The following is an 18,459-nucleotide window of genomic DNA, read 5'->3' on the forward strand; positions in this document are numbered from 1 at the left end:
TCGAAGACGGCATCGCTCTCGCTGTCCTTCTCGAGGGACGAGATCCGGCCGAGGTGCCGGCCATCTTACCGCAGTACGAAACAATGCGCCGCGTCCGGACTGACGTCATTCAGGCGGAGGCACGGAAAAACGGACTGCGTTTTGATTCGAAATATGAAGACCTCGAACAACGCGATCGAGAAGTCGCAAACTCCGCCGCATTCCGCAGATGGCTGTTCGATTATGATGTTCAGAGCGCTGCCATTAGCCAGCGCGCGCACAGTAAAGATTTGCCAGCTCATCGCTGATTGCTGCGATGCGACCAGTCTCTTGGCGACTTTGAGCGCCGTTTCCGCGCCATGCCGCTGCCCGACCAGCGCCAAACCCAAATCCATTCCCGCAGTCACACCCGGCGCGGTGATCAGCCGCCCATCGCGCACATAGATCAAATCAGGCTCGACTTTTGCTCTTGAGAAGCTGGCCGCCAGCGCCTGCCAAGAGGACGGCAGTGACAGGCGCCCCGAATATTGTCAAAGTGCAATTCTTTCCTCAATTACATGTTCCAGCGGCGTTCCCTCAGCGGACAAGGTCATTCGCAATTTGAGCTCGCCACCTTCCACTGCCCCGCTACGCACGAGGTTCTCAATTTCACGCTGCGATGTAACCCCGACATGCTTCAGAAATTTACGGATAGCCATATTGAAGCGGTCTTCATCGAACTCGGCGGTCATGTCTGTTCTCCTGGTCTGACGGGCCAAGTCTACCACGACGCGCGCCAAGACCAAAGATCCGAGACCCAACTCGCGTCACCGCCGACTTCCTCCTCTATTTGATTGCCTGAATGCGAGAAGGGAGCGAACAAGAAGCCGGTCACGACGCGCGGGACAGCACAACGAAGCGCGAGATCGAAAGCTGGCAAGACACCGAAAGGGCGTTACGCGATAGGCTTGCACGTGTTAAGTGTAGGGCGAACCGCCGCCCGGGTTTTCATAGTTGGTTAGTTCCGGACATTGGAATGTTCACAGGTTAGCCGCACGTCACGAACTGAACTGACGATACTATCTTCACTACCGAAAATTTCGTTGCACGGAGGAGGAAGACGATGAAACGTCGAGAATTCTTGGCAGCAGCCGTCGCGAGCATCGCCCTTGTTGCAACGGCATCGCCGTCCATCGCGCAGTCTTCTGGAACAACATTTTTAGTCTGTACAGGTGCGTGGTCTGCGGGATGGTCGTGGAAGAAGATGCACCCGCTAATGGCCGCCGGCGGCCATCGTTTGGTCACTCCGACCTACACAGGTCTTGGCGAGCGGGAGCACCTAGCTAGCCCGTCAAACGATCTCGAAACCCATATTCAGGACATTCTGGCGGTCATCAAATACGAAGACTTGCGCGACATTGTGCTAGTCGGCCACAGCTACGGTGGCATGGTCGCGACGGGGGTCGCGGACCGGGCGCGAGACCGTATCACCCGATTGGTTTATCTGGACGCATTTGTGCCAACGGATGGACAGTCTCTGATGGATGCGGGGCCCCCGATGGCACGGCAGCGCATGAAGGAGCTCGCAAAGGCGGGCGATGGCTGGCGGGTACCATCGAATCCCATTCCGCCTGACACATCGGATGCCGACGTGAAGTGGATTTCTGAACGCAGGTTGCCCCAATCCATCAAATGCTTCGAGCAGCCGCTGAAGATGCACGGTGGGGAGCTGTCCTTGCCGCGTAGCTACATCTATCTCACGCGCGTAGCTCCTTCGGACCCTTTCCGACCATTTGCCGAGCGCGCGAAAAGCGATCGTAATTGGCGTTACTACGAACTCGACGCCAGCCATTCGGCGCACATAACCGCTCCCGTAGCTCTCACCCAGGTACTTCAAACGATCGCGTCGCAGCCCACGTAAGGTCTGTGTTGCATGGCGGTCGTCGACAATCGCAAACGCAGCATTAGGCAATTGTCGAGCGGCAACTTAAAAGAACGCGAATGAGTCATAGGCCCTGACCCAACCTGAAGTCGTGCAATTCTGCTACGGTTAAAAAATCCGGACGTATGGCTAGTGTGGGAGGCAGCTGTGACAAACTGGGAGGTCTCCAACGATCCATCTGGCAAGCCGCCATCCGATAACGGGCAGCCGGACAAAGCAGGATCCGATGAGCAGCGATCGGGGAAGCCGCCATCTGATCGCAGTTTAAGGATTCGCTTGCGGGCACGATTGCAGTTGATGGGCGGCGCGCTCGCCTCAATTGCGGCGGTGGGTGCAATCGCGGGCGGCCTTGTCGGCTACTGGACTGTTTGGAAGACGCTACGCACAGACGTGTTTCCGGAAAGCCAGAAAACGCAGAAACAGGCTACGGCCCGGCCCGACATTGCTCCCCGTTTGTCTTTCGTTGTCCTGCCATTCGCAAACCTCAACAACGATGCAGAGCAGGACTATTTCGCCGATGGCATTACGACCGATCTGACGACCGACCTCGCGCAAATGCCCGATACGTTCGTGATCGGGCGTGGGACGGCTTTCACCTATAGGAATAAGCAGGTCGATCTCAAGACGCTCGGCAAGGACCTTGGTATCCGATGGGCGGTGCAAGGCGCCGTGCAACGGGCCGGAGATCGCGTCCGGATGAACGTGTCGCTTGCTGACCTTTCGACCGGTCGTGACGTCTGGTCGGACCGTTTTGACGGCGATCGCATGAATCTCGCCGCCTTGCAGGACCAGGTGACGGCGCGGCTTGCCCGCTCTCTCAACGTTGAACTCATCCAAGCCGAAAGTCGGCGCAGTCTGATGGACCAGCCCGCGAATCCAGATGCCGTGGATTTCACCATGCGCGGATGGGCAAAAGTCTATGGACCTCAGAGTAAGGTAACGATCATCGAGGCAAAGGACTTGTTTGAGGCCGCGCTGCATCTCGATCCGGACCACATTGATGCAATGCTCGGTAAGGCGTGGTGCATAGCCGGCGGCATACTCAGCGGATGGTCAACGTCCGTGACCGAAGACAAAAAGATCGCCACCAGCTTAATTGATCAAGTTCTTTCAAAGCGACCGACGAGCGCGAATGCACACATAACCAAAGGAAACATTTTACTCTATGGAGATCCCGAGGCGGCGTTACCTGAATTCGACGCCGCCTTGGAAGCCGACCCGAATTCGCCGATTGCATACGCAACAAAGGGAATTGCACTGGTCACAGCGGGGCGCGCACACGAATCATTCGACCCCGTTCAGATTGCTTTACGCCTAAGCCCCAAAGATCCGGCGCGTAGCACCTGGCATTTCTTCCTGTGTCACGCTCACGTCCATGTGCAGCAATATAAAGAAGCCATTGAGGAATGCAGGCGCTCGATCAATCTGAATAAATTATACTGGATGCCGTATGTGGATCTGGTTTCAGCCTATGGAGCCACAGGCCAACTCGAAATGATCCCGCAAATGACGGCCGAACTGGATGCAATCCTGCCGAATTTCACGGTCCAATGGTTCCGTCAAATAGGCTACGCTCGTTCGAGCAATACGCAGTTTCGTCGTGAGTACGACAACATCCTTGATGGACTTAGAAGGGCTGGCGTCCGCGAGCAATAAGATGAGCAGGGTCTTCTTTGCTTGGCAACCAGCACAGTCTCCTCTGGTCCTAAGCCGAAAAGCTTGAGCCGCGGTGACGTCCGGCGTCGCTGGCGACTCAGACGCCGAGCTGCTCTTCCAGTCCCCCAAAATCGACATCCAGTGCCGCGCTCGACAGTATTCATCAATGTCCCTTACCTACTCGCGCCAGGGCTATGTGCAAGCTGGCAGGGGGGTGTGCGAGTGTGCTTGCTCGCCGGTAGCGTTCCCACATTGCCTTTCCGTCTAGATCTTCAACCAGCTCAAGTCCAACACAGGCGAGATCGTTGACGATCTCATCCGGATGGAACCCCGAAATCCAAGGTTCGCCGGTCTGCGCTACCAGGTTGGCATTCTCGTTGTGCGGTAATTGCGATCTGTTTTGGGCGAACTGCGCTTGGTCCAGATAGGTGAATACAAGTTCGCTTCCCGGAGCACCGCAAGTTGCAACTGCACGCAAGGTTGCCAGATTGGCTTGGCGTGTCAGGTACACCGAAACGCCGAGCCAGGAGAAGAATGCTTTCTTGTCTTTCCGGAAGCTAGAGCAAGCCAAAGCAGACACTAAATCCTCGTTTGCGAGGTCGGCGGCGATGAAATGCACAGACGGCGGAAGCGACATGCCGCATTCTTTAATACGCTGGATCTTCATCGTTTGCGTCGCCGGATGGTCTATCTCGAAGATCGTCAGGGCGTCGGAAAAAGCGGGCCGGCGAAGCACGAAGCTATCCAGGCCGGCGCCGATCAGGACATACTGACTTATGCCCCTGATTGTCGCCTCGCGCAGCGCGTCCTCTGCATAGCGAGAGCGGATTACCACTCCTGGCAGTGCGGTATTGGTGAGCAGGAAGTCGTCCAACACTGTATTGGGTCCCTGCAGAGCACGGGCACGCGCGTCTTTATCCATGCGGGCCAATACACGCTCAGTCATCCTTTCCCGTTCAGATTCGAGAACGAGACGATCACCCCAGGGATCGTCAAAAAGGGGAGACGGGTCGAACCGCGAATGCAGCGCTCTCATCAGCGACGTCGCCAGTGCGGTGCGGCTAGGCAATGACTCCATCATCCCTATCCTTGTTGGGACGGCTTGTCTCGCTGAATACTAGGGCGATCTGTCGCGTACGGACGATAGCTTAGAATTCGCGATGATTAAAGCTGCCCATCGACTGAACAGAGCGGCAATAACTTGCGCACCAGCCGCATTGGCGTTAGCGTCTATTATCCACACAGAGTTGAGTGAACATCGATCGAGGAAGGCCTGATCCGCGTTCTGGAGGATCGTTGCGCTCTTTCTCGGGCTATCGTCTCTACAACCCAAGTCGAGAGGAACCTACGCCGGCGTTTCGGTGGCCTCGTCGAAGCACGTCATATCGGATGAGATGACCCGCACGTACATGAGCGCGCCTGACGGGCCGTTTTTGCGGCATGGTCCGAATCCAGAGCGGGACTTTCGAGCCTCGGTTAGCAAGTTTGTTTCAGGTCACCAACTGAGAGAATCCGACATTCTGGTCGACGTTTGTGGCCGCACCGAACATTGGCCGTCGAAGCTCGGTTCTCCTCATTTCTGGCCGATCACCATCGATTGCCCGGCTACAAGCGGTTCGATGCGCGTTTCACTGAATCCCGCCTCGCGCATCCAATCGGCGCACTCCGACCCACCGTAACCGAACCCAGCGTTGGTCCACAGCAACATGTTCAGGCTTGATAACAATCCACCCACGGCGGTGCGTCGCTCATCGTCAATCAGCATGTCGTAAACAACCACCGCACCGCCTTTTGGGATCACCTGATAGGCCTTTTGTAAGAGCATTTTTTTTGTAGCCAGGTCCCAATTGTGCAGGACACGGCCGAACACCAGCACATCCGCGGCTGGAAGATCGTCACGGAAGAAGCTCCCCGGGTAGAAACGCAGGCGTTCAGAAAGCTCGTTATCGCAGACATAATCTGCGAAAGCCTTCGAAAGCTCGGGTAAATCGAAGCCGCCACCTGTGATGTGGGGATGAAAATGAGCGACCTGCACTGGAAGACATCCTTGTGCTGTACCGATATCCATCAGCGTCCGGTGGTTCGACCAGGGAAACTTTTCCGCGATGGCTTTCGCCGCCGTCAGACTGCCTGCTGTCATCGCGTCTACAAACGTCCGAAAGCGTGCCGGCTCACCATAAATCGTCGCGAAATGCTCCGCGGACGTGCTGCCAATCTGAGGCTCACCGGTTCGCAATGCATCACCTAGCTTCGACCACATCTGGTATTCACGGGAATTGAACTGGTTGAACATACCGCCAAGATATGAGGGCTTATTCCGATCGAGATAGAGGCTGGCTTCCATGGTATTCGCGTATCGTCCAGCGGTATCCCGCGCCAGCAACTCGAGTGCGACCAGCGCGTCGAAGAAATCGCATGCTGAGCGGCTATGGACACCGACCATCCGCGCGAGATCTGCAGCCGCTCGCGGCTGCCCACCAAGTGCTGTGAACACGTCCAGTTCAACCGCGCAAAGCAAAACTTTGGCACATCGATAGCCGGTAGCCAGTGAAAACAACCGATCGGGGGCGATGTCGCTATGCAGCATGACGTTCTGCCTCCGGCCAGATCAGGGCTTTGCCTTGACATCGCCGGCACGCGCGATGGCCGCGACCTTGGCGCGTTCATTTTCAATGATCTCCCCGAATTCCGCGGCCGTGTTGGTGCGAGCGATCAGCCCGCCGCTGGCTAGGCGAGCACCAATCGCCGGATCAGCACCAACCGCGCGAATGTCAGCGCCGATCCGCTCGGCCAGATCCTTCGGCATCCCCTGTGGGCTAAAGAATCCGAGGAAACCCTCCAACGATAGATCGGGGAAGCCAGCTTCAGCCGTGGTCTGAGCTTCGGCAAGCAATGGGCTTCTCTCTCGGTTGGTGACCGCGATGACTTTGATGTTTCCGCTGCCGACCATACCAAGTTGGCTTGCCAGGGCGGAAACGTAGAAGTGAATTCTGCCCTCAGCCAAGTCCTGCAGCGCTGGTGCGATCTCCCGATAAGAGACGTGGGTTAGATCGAGATTGGCGCGTTTGAAGAAACTCGGCACGACGTAGTCGAGGGCACCGGGAGTAGCGCCCCAGTTGAGCTTACCCGGTTGCGCCCGAGCGAGCGCTATGAAGCCCGCAAGTGTATCGATCTTCAATGATGCCGGAATCGATACTGCGATCGAGACATCGGCGCCCGAGGATATCGGAATGAGATCGCGCACGGGATCATAGGGCAAATGATCATGATTGAACGCGTTGGTCGTGACTGGACCACCATTGGTATAGAGAAGGGTGTGATTGTCACGCATCCCGATGACGGACGTGACCGCCAGAATTCCGTCCGCTCCCGGCTTGTTCTCGACAATGACCGGTTTGCCCCAACGCAGCGCCAGTCGCTCAGCGTAAAGCCGCGCCGAAAGATCACCGCCGGTACCCGCGGGGAACGAAGTGATGATCTTAACGCCGCGCTCGGGCCAGACCTCTGCCAGCGATGGTGACGGCGCAATGGCGACGCTTCCAAAACAGACCACGAGAACGCTCAATGTCCTTGCCACGGTCGAGTGCATGATCAACCCCTCCTCGGCACGTTTTGACCCGCACCCTTCTTTGAGGAAGCTGCGCGGTAACTGCTGGACTGTACCCCGCGTAGCCCTTAAGCTCATTGGTTCAGAAACTTAATTGTCCTGAATCCGCTGGCAGAATGGCGGCCTCGATGGATCAAGATCAGGTCAGCTTCGGACCCTTCCGTTTCGATCTGAGCGATAGAAAACTGAGCTTTCAGGGCGCGCCGATTGCCCTAAGTAGCCGCGCGTTGAATATTCTGCGTGTCCTCGCGTTGGCGAAGGGCAACGTTGTGTCCAAGGATCGACTCCTTGACGCGGTATGGCCTGGCCTGGCCGTGGAGGAGAACAATATCCAGGTCCACATCTCCGCATTGAGAAAAGAACTGGACAGGCGAACCGATGGCGAGAGTTTTATCATTACTATTCCGGGCCGGGGTTATCGCCTCGTCGGACTAGAGCGTCCACCAGAAACCGACCAATCCGAAATGGGCGGCCCTGGAGGGCTCGTCATTCCGGGCGCGTCTATCGCGGTCTTACCGTTTCAGAACATGAGTGGCGATCCCGAACAAGAATATTTTGCGGATGGCATCGTTGAAGACATCATCACGGGCCTGTCACGCATCAAGTGGCTGTTCGTGATCGCCCGCAATTCCAGTTTTGTTCATAAGGGAAAAGCTGTTGACCTAAAGCAGATCGGGCACGATCTGGGCGTCCGTTACCTTGTTGAAGGAAGCGTGCGAAAGGCCGGGGATCGGGTACGGATTACGGTTCAACTGATAGATGCGAAGACGGGCGGCCATCTCTGGATCGAGCGTTATGATCGTTTGTTGGACGATATCTTTGCAGTTCAAGACGAGATTACGATGAGGGTCATCGGCGCCATCGAGCCGAACCTCCGAAAAGTCGAGATTGAGCGCGTCAAGCGAAAACGGCCTGATAATCTCGATGCTTATGATCTCGTGTTACGCGCTCTACCTTTTGTACGTACGGGAATGGTACAAGGCGCAAACGCGGCTATCCCGCTGCTGAAACGGGCGTTGGAGCTCGAACCAGAATATGCTTGGGCGCGTGCTCTTCTCGCTCAATGCTTCCACTTTCGCTTCAGCCGAGGCGGACTGGGGGAAGCAGATCGCCTTACTTCAACTCAGCATGCGCGCGCCGCAACGGCGGCTGGCTCGGACGACGCCACAACCCTCGCAATCGCCGCGATGGTTATCTGGTTCGACGGTCACGATGTCACCACGGCCTTTGAACTCTTTGATCGCGCGTTGGCAGCCAGCAACTCGAATGTCGTAGCACTCAGCAACAGCGCATTCGTCCTTGCCTGGATGGGCAAATACGACTTAGCGATTGAACGTGCGCAACGCGCTATCAAGCTAAGTCCGTTCGACACCTCGAATTCCGATTTGGCATTGGCCGTGGCGTACTTCCACATCAACAATTATGAGAAATCGAGGGAAGCAGCACAGCGGGCCGTTGAAACAAATCCGGCTTTCAGCATTCCCCGCGTACTGCACGCCGCGGCGTTGATGCGACTCGATCGTAGGTCCGAAGCAATCGCAGAAGCAGCGCGCGCGAGGGAACTCGATCCCACTTTTACAATACAGGACTGGTCCGTGACTGTAGGGATTGTGCCGGAGATCTTTTCACTGTTTGCGAACGCATTGCGCGACGCAGGGATTCCAGACAAATAGATCAATTCCGAGCGCCAAGCGCAGGACCGCGGCTTTGCCTCCAACAGCACCCGACAATGTTCACGGCGGTTATTAGGGCGGCAGCGTGCAGGACTCTCCGTCACCGAGCCACGGAACGGGCGGCGATCCGAAGGCCCTACACTGAATGGTCAATTTCAGATGAGGGAGGAGAATAGGCTACTTCTAAATCAACCAATCCACTGGGGCACCGGCATTCGTTAACTGTATGCTCTTATTGTACGGCAGACATGATCACGACTTGTCGTTCATGAACGGATTGGCGGAACACGTGCAGCATATCGAAACCAATGACCCTATCGAGGCCCGACGTAGCCGCTACGCCCAGTATCGAGGACTAGTTGCCACCCTCACCTTCGGCCGCGCGACGGTGAGAGGCATGGTCAGATCGGTCAAGGAAGACAGCTCTTGTACCCCAGTTCGATGGTTGATCACTATCGCTCCGACATAGCAGCTGGCAATTCGTAAGGGTGACCGGCCTTCGTCGGACACGGATCTTCCGCGTCCCGACCGCGACTCCAATATTCCCGCGATGTCCGCCCGAAGGGTTCTTGCTGGGCATCCTAAAGGCCGAGCCAAATCTCCCAGTTCCTGTCCCCTCAGTAAGTTGTGCCGTCGCCTCGACATCATGGAAATCAAGGCGCTGATCCCGAAGGCTTCGGGGCGCCGCCGTGACAATTGGGCATGGGCCACTCTCGATGCGTCCTCCCGGGTACCGCGCGTCGGCCGCAGCATTCGACGACGCTCGTTTTCGTCATCTCACCTTTGCAAGATACGATGCACGAGACAATTCGACCACCAACTGCCATGACGCAGACCTCGCTTGGCCACTATCGATTGCTGATCAAGCAAACACAATGCCACCAGAAACGCGGTGGAAGGTTTAGCCGATCAATTAGGAGCCGAGGGAGCGACAATGGTCTTGGATGAGCCGCCAGGTGCGGGCTGCATATCCGGCGGTGTCCCTCCCTGCGGACTTGCAGCCGGCGCCCCGCCTGAACCTGTCGAGTTTGGCCCGGTCCATCCCTGCGGCTGCAGCTGCCCCTTGTTGTCCGGCAGCACAGTCCGTCCAGTACTGTACGTGGAGTCGCTCGGGCTTCTGTCTTCAGCTTTCACCTGTGCCACAACAATGTTGGCAACAAGAGCGATACAGAGCGGCAGGAGCAAGACTGGCATAGTCCATCCACAGGTCGGTTGATGACATACTTTATTTGGCCGCCTGCTACAGCACGCCGGGCGCACTCAAGGGTCCGTCCGATCTGTCGCCGGCTTCAGTGAGCAAATTAGCCGGTCGGCGCGCTGCCGGGAGGGTGAGCGCCAGTGCACCAACTCGTACGCTGGCCGTCTCACACTAGGCATGCAGCTTCATCGTGATCTCCGCTATTGCACGTCCTTGATAACGTGCGCCGGACAGCTCGTTTTGAGACGGCTTTCGGCTGCCGTCCCCACCAGCGATTGTACTAGCGCCGTAAGGTGAACCACCAGTGACTTCGTCGAGCTTAGTCTGACCCACAAACCCATAATTCAGGCCGACAACCGTCATTCCGAAGTGCAACAGGTTGGTGATGATGGAGAACAAAGTGGTCTCCTGCCCCCCATGCTGGGTTGCGGTCGAGGTGAAAGCGCCGCCAACCTTTCCGTGGAGCGCACCTCGAGCCCAGAGACCGCCCGCTTGGTCGAGAAAACTCGCCATCTGCGACGTCATGCGGCCAAAGCGGGTGCCAGTGCCGACGACGATCGCGTCATATTCCGCCAGATCCTCGATATTCGCTACAGGCGCAGCCTGATCGAGCTTGTAATTCGACGCCTTTGCAAGGTTGGGCGACACCAATTCTGGGACGCGCTTGATGTCTACCGTGACTCCCGCCTCGCGTGCCCCGTCGGCGACAGCGTTCGCCAGAGTTTCGATGTGTCCATACGCCGAATAGTAGAGAACCAGGACCTTCGTCATGTTCGCTTCCTGAAGTTTTGTAGATGGGTAGATGGTGCGCCCGTGAAGCAGGTTCGAAGAGAAGTGGATCGTATCGCATGTAGAGTGTTTCGTGTCTTCGTTGGCTCGAGCTAGCCGCCGACCATCAGGGCAAGCATCGAAGCTTCCAGCGCCGTCTGCAGCTAATCTTATCTCGGAGCTGGAAGTTCATTCACCACGACGGTTCGTTTTAATGCCTGCTGAGTTGGGCTGGAACTGAAACGATTTCAATTGCCAGATGCAGCGCGTTCAGTGAAGTGCTTGGAAGCTGACCACAACTGTCGAATACGGCATCAGTTCAGCTTGCGCCGCAGCATTGAGACGTTTTGGAGTAGACGGTGCGACCTCGAGGATATCACTGATGATACGCCGCAGCACAGCACACCCGTTTTGAGAATCACAGTCTCGCCCGAATGACACGCTCGATCTTCCCAACGAGTGTCTTCAAGTCAATTTTGTACCAACGGGCATCCTCCCTCGTCCATTGGGCGGAATGCCTCTCCTTTCGGAATGGTGGCCAGGAGTTTGTAATAGTCGAACGCGTATTTGGATTCTTCGGGCGATTTTACCTGAAACAAATACATGTCTCGCACGAGCCGACCATCTCGCCGGATTTTCCCGCCTTTTGTCATTAGGTCATTAACCGGCATCTCACGCATCTTCGCCGCAACCGCGGGACCGTCCAGAGTCCCTGCGGCGCCAGCGGCCTTTAGGAAGTGCATCACGGCACCGTAAGTGCCAGCATGGATCATCGTGGGTACCTTGTGTGTGCGGGCGATGAAACGCTTGGACCAAGCCCGCGCCTCGTCGGTCATGTCCCAATAGAAGGCCGAACTCAACAAAAGGCCTTGAGCGCTCTGCAGACCGAGGTTGTGGACGTCTGCAATGAAGACGATCAGCCCGGCAAATCTTTGCGAACCCAATATGCCGAACTCATGGGCTTGCTTTACAGCGTTTATGAAGTCGCCACCTGCATCTGCGAGCGCAATGACGTCTGCGTTAGACGCCTGCGCTTGCAGCAGAAAGGACGAAAGGTCCGTTGTACCGAGAGGATGCTTGACGGCACCGAGAATCCTTCCGCCAGTCGATTCAATCACCTTGCGGCTCTCCAGCTCGAGCTGAGATCCGAGAGAATAGTCCGCAGATAGAAAGAACCAGGTTTTAGTACCGAGCTGTGAGATCGCTTTTGTCGCTCCATGAGCCAAGGCGTACGTGTCGTAGGTCCAGTGAATTCCTGTATTTGAGCATTCATCGCCAGTCAGGCGGGATGTCGCGGCTCCCGTCGCCAGAAAGATCTTCTTTCTCTCGCGCGTGATCCCCTGCACCGCCAACGCAACCGCAGAATTTGGCACATCGACGATCACTTCAACGTTTTCGTTCTCCAGCCACCTCCGCGTGATCGCCGAACCCACGTCAACCTTGTTCTGGTGATCCGCGGCGACAATTTGAATGCTACGGCCGAGCACCGTGTTCCCGGAGTCCTCAACAGCCATCTCGGCGGCTATGATCGAGCCTTCCCCACCATTGTCGGCATATAGCGAGGACATGTCTGTCAAAATCCCCAGCTTGACTGGCGCCTCTGCTGTCGCCGGGCCAGAAATAAAGGCCATAGTTGCGACTGCCAAAACGGCTTCTTGCAAGGTGCTGACAGTTGTTCGCTTCCGACCTCCCATAGCCGCCTTCTCCCAGAGCCTAGCTTAAAGCGCCATTAATGATTGGCATGCACCCAAGGAGAAGTGAAATTGTTACAGCACGATCCTGAATAGAGCTCACGGGGCGTGTGCAAGGCAGCGCGGCTACAGCATCGTTTTTTTAGAGGAAGGTTGTAGCTAACTAGCGCATCGTAGGCCTGAAAAAATTAGTTCCGAGTCAGGAGCGGCGATCGTGGCCGCTTCCTTCACGCAAAACCTGAATCTACTTTCGATGATCAACACTTACGGCGGGGCGCCAGCCAGAGCCACACAGGGTGATGCACCAGCAGATCAAGCCATTCCATCCACTCACGCTGGCACGATCCCCACATCGAAGCGCTCGTTGGAAATACGCGGCCGCACATACGGCGACGCAGCGGAAGTCCAGCGGCACGACCACTACCGATCCGCTCCAACCAGCGGCAGATCGGTGAGACTTCGTTGATATCGGCGATGAATGCGCCCTAGCTCCGCAGCCGGGAAGGCTCTTGTTGCTTCTGCGGCGGGTGGCTTGAATCGTGGCTTGGCTGGCGGGTTCGACTGGTCGCTATGAGTGGATGTATTATGCTCTCCTTGAGTTCTGTCGTTCATGACCCAAAAGCGGAGTTTGCGGTTCGAACACACTCGAGCGAGCCGCCTCGCTCACGGTATGATTCGCTTCTCTCGCAGAGTCGTGAACAGGTCGAAGAAACTCTCGTCCGTCGCCTGATAGTCAAGGAACCCCAGCCGACGACTCTTGCCCATGTCGGTTACAACCTCGATCGGCCGACCGAGGTCTCCATCGGTGTGCCACGCAGACGCAAGCCGGTTGAGATCCGGTTCTGCCAAATGATGCTTCCGGGCGATGTCGGACCAGATCGGGCGGGCGTCGCTCATCTGTCGCTCAAGCGGATTCCGCTCGTTCGGAAACGCTGCTGGCTGCAGTCCGAACCAACCCGCCAAGCGTCCCCACATCCACTTCCAACGGAATACGTCCCCGTTGACAACATTGAAAGCCTGATTGCGGGCAGCATCTGTCATGGCCGCCCATTCCAGATGTCTGGCCAGCAGTCTGGCGTCCGTCATATCGGTTAGTGCGTTCCACTGAATTGCAGAGCCTGGAAACAGAAAAGGCCGTCCGATTTCGCGGCAGATCGTAGCATACGCAGCGAGCGTTGTGCCCATGTTCATGGCATTCCCGAGGGCATAGCCTATGATCGTATGTGGCCGGTGAATGCTCCAGCTGAAGCCGTCTCGTTTCGCCGCCGCGAACACCTCATCTTCCTGGGCATAGTAGAAATTCTCGGCATCGAGCCGCGGCTGGTCCTCTCGAAACGGCGTGGCGATCAAGCTGCTTTGACCATAGGATTCGAACGGCCCGAGATAGTGCTTGAGGCCAGTTACGAGTGCGACGTGCCTGACCGACGCAGCAGATGACAATGCATCCAGCAAGTTGCGCACCATCGCAGAGTTGATCAGGATATTCTCCCTCTCCGTTTTCTGTCCAAGCCACGTGGTGAAGAAAACATGCGTGGGACGTAGATGGCGCAGCGCCGATCCGAGGGACACCGGATCCAATAGATCAGCGGCGATCGGCAACATACCGGGGATATCAATTCCTGGCCTGCGCGCGAGCCCGTATACTGACCACCCGCGCTCCAGGAGATGTCGGGCAAGATTGTTGCCCACTATGCCGGTTGCTCCTGCGACAAGTGCTGCATGTTCCATCGTCGGACCCTTCGCGATCCATCAGAGATGGGACGCCGATTAGACGCAAGCAATCCGAATCTCTGTTTCGTGATGTTGCGAGTTTGTCCTGTTTTGGCCTTTCTCGGAAGTCCGACAACGTCCGCTTTCGCGCCGCTGTTGGAGAACAAGCGGACATCACGCGCCCCTACTCTTAGCAGCAGATTTATGAGTACGCACCGCTGGGTGCAGTTAGCTCATCATCCGGCTGAGATCGTTGCACTTGCACAGAGTGGTCGCACAACTCATGCTTTAAAAATCGCTCCGTGGCGTGAGGAAAACACTAGCTGACGACGTTTTCAGCCCTAAGCGGGACTCGGCGAATCGTGACGGCTCCGTTGCGTCGCTCCATCCTTGAATGCCTGAAGCGCGCTCTCTCCTTTTCAATGCCAAAGGTACAACGTTCTGATCTGACGACGGAGTCGTCTGGGCTTGGGGTATGGCACTAGCAATAGGACAAACTCATGATGTTCAATGATACGTCGCTGCCGCCGGTGTTGCTAGAAGATGCAGCGCCCCTCCGGGCCGCGGTCGCGGGTTCAGTTCTACTACCGGGCGACGCGGGTTACGATGTCGAACGCGCCGTCTGGAACTTGAATCACGAGCTGGTGCCAGCGATTATCGTTGTCCCTGAGAGCGCGGCCGACGTGCAGGCGGCGGTAACTTTCGCGGCGAAGCACCACCGACCCGTCCTTGTGAAGACCACTGGCCACCAAGTAGTCGGCAAGGCACACGGGGCCGTGGTGATCGCAACCCATCGGCTGAACGATATAACGATCGACGCGACAGCACGAACGGCCCGGGTCGGCGCCGGTGTGGTGTGGTCGGAGGTCATCGAGCAGACGGCCAAGGTGGGGTTGGCGCCGCTGAACGGATCAAACCCCCATGTGGGAGTCTCCGGTTACACCCTCGGCGGCGGCCTCAGCCCGACCCTTGGGCGCTCGCAGGGCTACGCCGCCGACCACGTTCGTTCGCTCGATGTGGTTACCGCGCGGGGCGAAGTGCGGCACGTCAACGCGCGATCCGAACCCGATCTGTTCTGGGCGCTACGCGGCGGAAAGGGTAACTTTGCGGTGGTCATCACACTGGAATTCGACTTATTCCCGGTGTCCCGCCTCTACGGCGGAGCCATTTACTTCCCTGGGGAGCGGACGGCAGACGTGCTGCGAGCGTGGGCCGATTGGCACCCGAGCACTCCGGAGAGCATGGTCACGTCGATCGCCGTGATGCGGATGCCTTCGATGACCGGAGTGCCCTTGCCTGTACGCGGAAAGTTTCTGGTGTCGGTGCGGATCGCCTACAATGGCACGAAGGCGGATGGCGAGCGGATGCTAAAACCGCTGCGAGCGGTAGCTCCGGCAGTCCTAGACACTGTGAGGGACATGCCATACGCCGAGGTTGCGTCGATCCACAGCGAGCCGACCGAACCGGTGCCCTACTATGAACGAGGTATTATGCTCCGAGAGTTCCCCGCGCAGGCGCAGGCGAAGCTGATCGGACTTGTCGGTCCAAATGCCAAGACAGACCTAGTGATGGTCGAGCTGCGTGCCCTGGGCGGGATGTGGGACCGCGAGCCGGCCGTTCCAAACTCCGTAGCAACAAGGGGGCTGCCGTACAGCTTGCTAGCTGTATCGGCAGGTCCGCTCTCGCAGGAGCAGCAACTCAAGCAATCGGTCGCCGATGTCCTCGAAGGAATGAAGCCTTGGCAGGCCGACCGGCGGTTCGTGAACAATCTCGCGCCGGACGAGGCGACCGAGGCAGCGGCAATTTACGGTCCGGAGCGCTACCAGCGCTTAGCTTCCATCAAAAAGACCTACGACCCGAGCAATATGTTCCGCCTCAACCACAACGTGAAGCCGGCCTCTGACTGATACCGCCGAGCGAAATCGCGACATCCTGAAGCATAAGGTAGTCTCTTACTCAATCGCGTTGGCGCCCCGTGCCGGCGGGAGCGGCTTCGCTTCTCAAGCTTTACCGCAAAGAGGCTCTTAGAACGATCTCGTCAGAGGATCTCGAGAGTCTTGTTCACCGAAGCCGCCGAGCGCTGCAGACACCCGGATGGCGTTCGTTCTAACGGAGGCTGTGCATGCGCATCTAAAGCTTCTCGAGCCGCTCCGGTCAGACTTTCGGCGCTTGCCTAAATCCCCGCCGTGAGCCGAGGTTTGCAGAATTTCGATGCTAACATCTCAGTTCGGTCTTGTGCGCCATTTACGAAAGACGGGCGTGAGCTGCGGGCGTCAAGTTCACACTAGGCAAAGGGTATATCTGTTTTTGGAAATAGGTCTGTTGGGCGCGCTCGGCATCAGCGAGCCCTGAAGCTGCCGCCCCTGGTGAGGAGCCCTGATCAGCCGCCCCCGAACCTGGAAGGGTCATCGTAGGTAGGAGGGTCGTCGTGGTCAGTCCGCAGTCCGCCGGGAACGGAGTTGTCGCGATAGATACACACACGGCCCGAAGTGATGCAATTTGGCAAGATTGCCTGACCAGGCCTAACAATGGCATGTCGAAAATTACGATGCGATCCTGCGGCGCCGTTCGCAGAAGCACATAGACCAATCAAAAAGCACAACCCAAAGATAACACGCATTGTGCTTTCTCCGTTGGGATACGTCACCACACATCGGCCGGACCAGCATCAGCTCCGCCGCCTTTTTGCCGTGCAATGCTGTTGCTCGGATCGCACCACCTGATTGCGCTATTCGGTAATCTTCACGTATCCTTTCTGAACCAGCTCCGTCGTTCTCGCCATGGCATCCGTGTTGACTTTTATGCCGGGGAGCAGGTCGGCATTGCCCCAGCCATGTACCTTAGCGGTCGCGCCGCACAGCTCTACGCCCACACCGCGCTTCATCAGGTCTGTCACGAGATCTGTGTAGGGATTCCCGGTGGCAATGTTTCTATCGATGTTGTAAGCGCGATCGTGCAGCGTCACGTGGCCGGCATTTGTGTGAAACACTGCGATGACTTCCGACGCAGCATGCGACTCCGCGATATCGTTGGTAATAAGCTGAAGGTGGAACATGCATGCCGGCAGATCGCCTTCGAAGGCGAGCGCACCGATGCTATATACTGTCTTTACGTTCTGGAGTGTTACCGGAATGTCGATATGAAGTGGTTTTTCGGAAGGTTGCATACGAACTCTCCTTTTACCGAAGATGGCTGCGAAACGGTAAGCAGTTAGACGCCCTCATAAACTAGCCGGGTGAAGAACGCCGGACCGATAAGAAACTGGCCCCACTTTGCGTCGAACGCCGCCGTCGGCTTGGCTATAATTGTTTCATCTAGCGAGCGGCCCTGCTGCTTGAGCTTGCCGACATTGTCGCGGATTGCGACAAGCATGGCGCGATATGCTACAAGTTCAGCTCTGTTGCTGATCGGTTTGCCGTGCCCTGGGATGACAATCGTCCCATCCGATGCAGCGGCAACATTCGCATCGGCAGCCCTGATCATCCCATCGATGTTTCCGCCTGTTGAATAGTCGATGAAGGGATAGATGCCGTTCCAGTAAGTGTCGCCACAATGAAGGACCTCAGCTTCGGGTATGGTCACCGATAAGTCGCTGTCGGTGTGTGCGGGACCGTAGTACTTAAGAAGAAGCGTGGAGCCGTTGAGTTTGAGGGCTTTTTCGGACGAGAAGGTTTCAGCTGGAGCGGCCGGCAGTGGAGACGACGGGAAGTTGAAATCCCAATCGTCCACCCTCTGCGCGGCCAACAGATGCTTGTGAGTGTTCTCATGAGCGGTTATTGCCGCTCCTTCTGCGTTTAACCACTGATTCCCGTCTGTATGGTCGAAGTGCCAATGCGTGTTGATCAGGTGGGAAATCGGATCGCGGCTCAACCCGTTCGCAGCTTCCAAGATGCGAGGCCGAGATACGGCGATGCCAGCATCAATAAAGACCTTGCCGTCGGCGCCTGTCAGCACAGCGATATTGCCGCCGGATCCTTCCAGGACGCTGACATTGCCTCTCAACTTATGCACTTTGATCGGGGTTTTGGCTGCGTCATCTCGGATCAGGTCTACGATGTTGCGCGCTTCCGCGAAAGCCTGTCGCGGCGAGAGCCAGTCGCCGGCCGCCGCAACTGTCGTGGCCGCCATGCAGCACAGACAGAATCCACGTCGCGACATAACATGCTGCTTGATAGTAGCCATGGGCTTCTCCTACGGATGCCGCTCAACAGTCCAGGCGCACCACAAGCGTGGTGAGCGCCATTTCGAGGTGAACG

The 18,459-nt window shown here is 57.1% G+C and carries 13 protein-coding genes and 2 pseudogenes; 5 read left to right on the forward strand and 10 right to left on the reverse strand.

The annotated features are described in order from the left end of the window. A pseudogene (locus tag C7G41_RS38125) lies at nt 1-287 on the forward strand (2-polyprenyl-6-methoxyphenol hydroxylase); the annotation flags it as partial. Here the strand turns inward: C7G41_RS38125 and C7G41_RS38405 are convergent. Further along, nucleotides 288-473, reverse strand: a pseudogene (locus C7G41_RS38405) (AraC family transcriptional regulator); the annotation flags it as partial. It abuts the pseudogene before it with no gap. Between the two features lie 36 nt (nt 474-509). Further along, nucleotides 510-710, reverse strand: coding sequence for a DUF6494 family protein (locus C7G41_RS30400; RefSeq protein WP_106946059.1), 201 nt, complete (start codon nt 708-710; stop codon nt 510-512). Between the two features lie 371 nt (nt 711-1,081). Here C7G41_RS30400 and C7G41_RS30405 point away from each other — a divergent pair, with 371 nt between their 5' ends. Both C7G41_RS30405 and C7G41_RS30410 read left to right on the forward strand, forming a co-directional pair. Next, nucleotides 1,082-1,879 carry an alpha/beta fold hydrolase gene (locus tag C7G41_RS30405; RefSeq protein WP_106945987.1) on the forward strand — a complete coding sequence of 266 codons (798 nt, stop codon included), beginning with the start codon at nt 1,082-1,084 and terminating at the stop codon, nt 1,877-1,879. Nucleotides 1,880-2,047: 168 nt separating this feature from the next. Then, nucleotides 2,048-3,556, forward strand: coding sequence for a tetratricopeptide repeat protein (locus tag C7G41_RS30410; RefSeq protein WP_106946060.1), 1,509 nt, complete (start codon nt 2,048-2,050; stop codon nt 3,554-3,556). 163 nt (nt 3,557-3,719) lie between these two features. Here C7G41_RS30410 and C7G41_RS30415 read toward each other — a convergent pair whose 3' ends face one another. The 3 genes from C7G41_RS30415 to C7G41_RS30425 all read right to left on the reverse strand — a co-directional run bounded on the left by C7G41_RS30415 (nt 3,720) and on the right by C7G41_RS30425 (nt 7,145). Next, on the reverse strand, nt 3,720-4,637 hold the full coding sequence (locus tag C7G41_RS30415; protein ID WP_106945988.1) for a class I SAM-dependent methyltransferase: 918 nt from the start codon (nt 4,635-4,637) through the stop codon (nt 3,720-3,722). 492 nt (nt 4,638-5,129) lie between these two features. Continuing rightward, nucleotides 5,130-6,143, reverse strand: coding sequence for a methyltransferase (locus tag C7G41_RS30420; protein ID WP_106945989.1), 1,014 nt, complete (start codon nt 6,141-6,143; stop codon nt 5,130-5,132). Nucleotides 6,144-6,164: 21 nt separating this feature from the next. Beyond that, complete coding sequence (locus tag C7G41_RS30425) at nt 6,165-7,145, reverse strand: tripartite tricarboxylate transporter substrate binding protein (RefSeq protein ID WP_158268055.1); 981 nt, start codon at nt 7,143-7,145, stop codon at nt 6,165-6,167. A 146-nt stretch (nt 7,146-7,291) separates the two neighbouring features. Here C7G41_RS30425 and C7G41_RS30430 point away from each other — a divergent pair, with 146 nt between their 5' ends. Further along, entirely contained in the window at nt 7,292-8,836 is a 1,545-nt protein-coding gene (locus tag C7G41_RS30430) for a winged helix-turn-helix domain-containing tetratricopeptide repeat protein (RefSeq protein WP_158268056.1), read from the forward strand. Between the two features lie 1,369 nt (nt 8,837-10,205). Here C7G41_RS30430 and wrbA read toward each other — a convergent pair. From wrbA to C7G41_RS30450, 3 genes are all read right to left on the reverse strand, one after another. Then, complete coding sequence (wrbA, locus tag C7G41_RS30440) at nt 10,206-10,805, reverse strand: NAD(P)H:quinone oxidoreductase (protein WP_106945992.1); 600 nt, start codon at nt 10,803-10,805, stop codon at nt 10,206-10,208. 467 nt (nt 10,806-11,272) lie between these two features. Continuing rightward, a complete protein-coding gene (locus C7G41_RS30445) occupies nt 11,273-12,433 on the reverse strand; it encodes an ABC transporter substrate-binding protein (RefSeq protein ID WP_245446774.1) in 1,161 nt (386 codons plus the stop codon). A 723-nt stretch (nt 12,434-13,156) separates the two neighbouring features. After that, nucleotides 13,157-14,221: an SDR family oxidoreductase gene (locus tag C7G41_RS30450; protein WP_106945994.1), complete on the reverse strand. Its 1,065-nt coding sequence runs from the start codon at nt 14,219-14,221 to the stop codon at nt 13,157-13,159. 482 nt (nt 14,222-14,703) lie between these two features. Here C7G41_RS30450 and C7G41_RS30455 point away from each other — a divergent pair, with 482 nt between their 5' ends. Next, nucleotides 14,704-16,110 carry an FAD-binding oxidoreductase gene (locus C7G41_RS30455; protein ID WP_199198697.1) on the forward strand — a complete coding sequence of 469 codons (1,407 nt, stop codon included), beginning with the start codon at nt 14,704-14,706 and terminating at the stop codon, nt 16,108-16,110. A gap of 821 nt (nt 16,111-16,931) precedes the next feature. On the opposite strand, the gene C7G41_RS30465 is transcribed toward C7G41_RS30455, so the two are convergent. Both C7G41_RS30465 and C7G41_RS30470 read right to left on the reverse strand, forming a co-directional pair. Beyond that, entirely contained in the window at nt 16,932-17,369 is a 438-nt protein-coding gene (locus C7G41_RS30465) for a DsrE family protein (RefSeq protein ID WP_106945996.1), read from the reverse strand. 44 nt (nt 17,370-17,413) lie between these two features. Next, nucleotides 17,414-18,385 (reverse strand): MBL fold metallo-hydrolase, encoded by a 972-nt coding sequence (locus C7G41_RS30470; protein WP_106945997.1) that lies wholly within the window; start codon nt 18,383-18,385, stop codon nt 17,414-17,416. Between the last annotated feature and the right edge of the window lie 74 nt (nt 18,386-18,459).

Origin of the sequence: Bradyrhizobium sp. MOS002 (genome assembly GCF_003020115.1) — a bacterium.
Classification (GTDB): Bacteria; Pseudomonadota; Alphaproteobacteria; order Rhizobiales; family Xanthobacteraceae; genus Bradyrhizobium.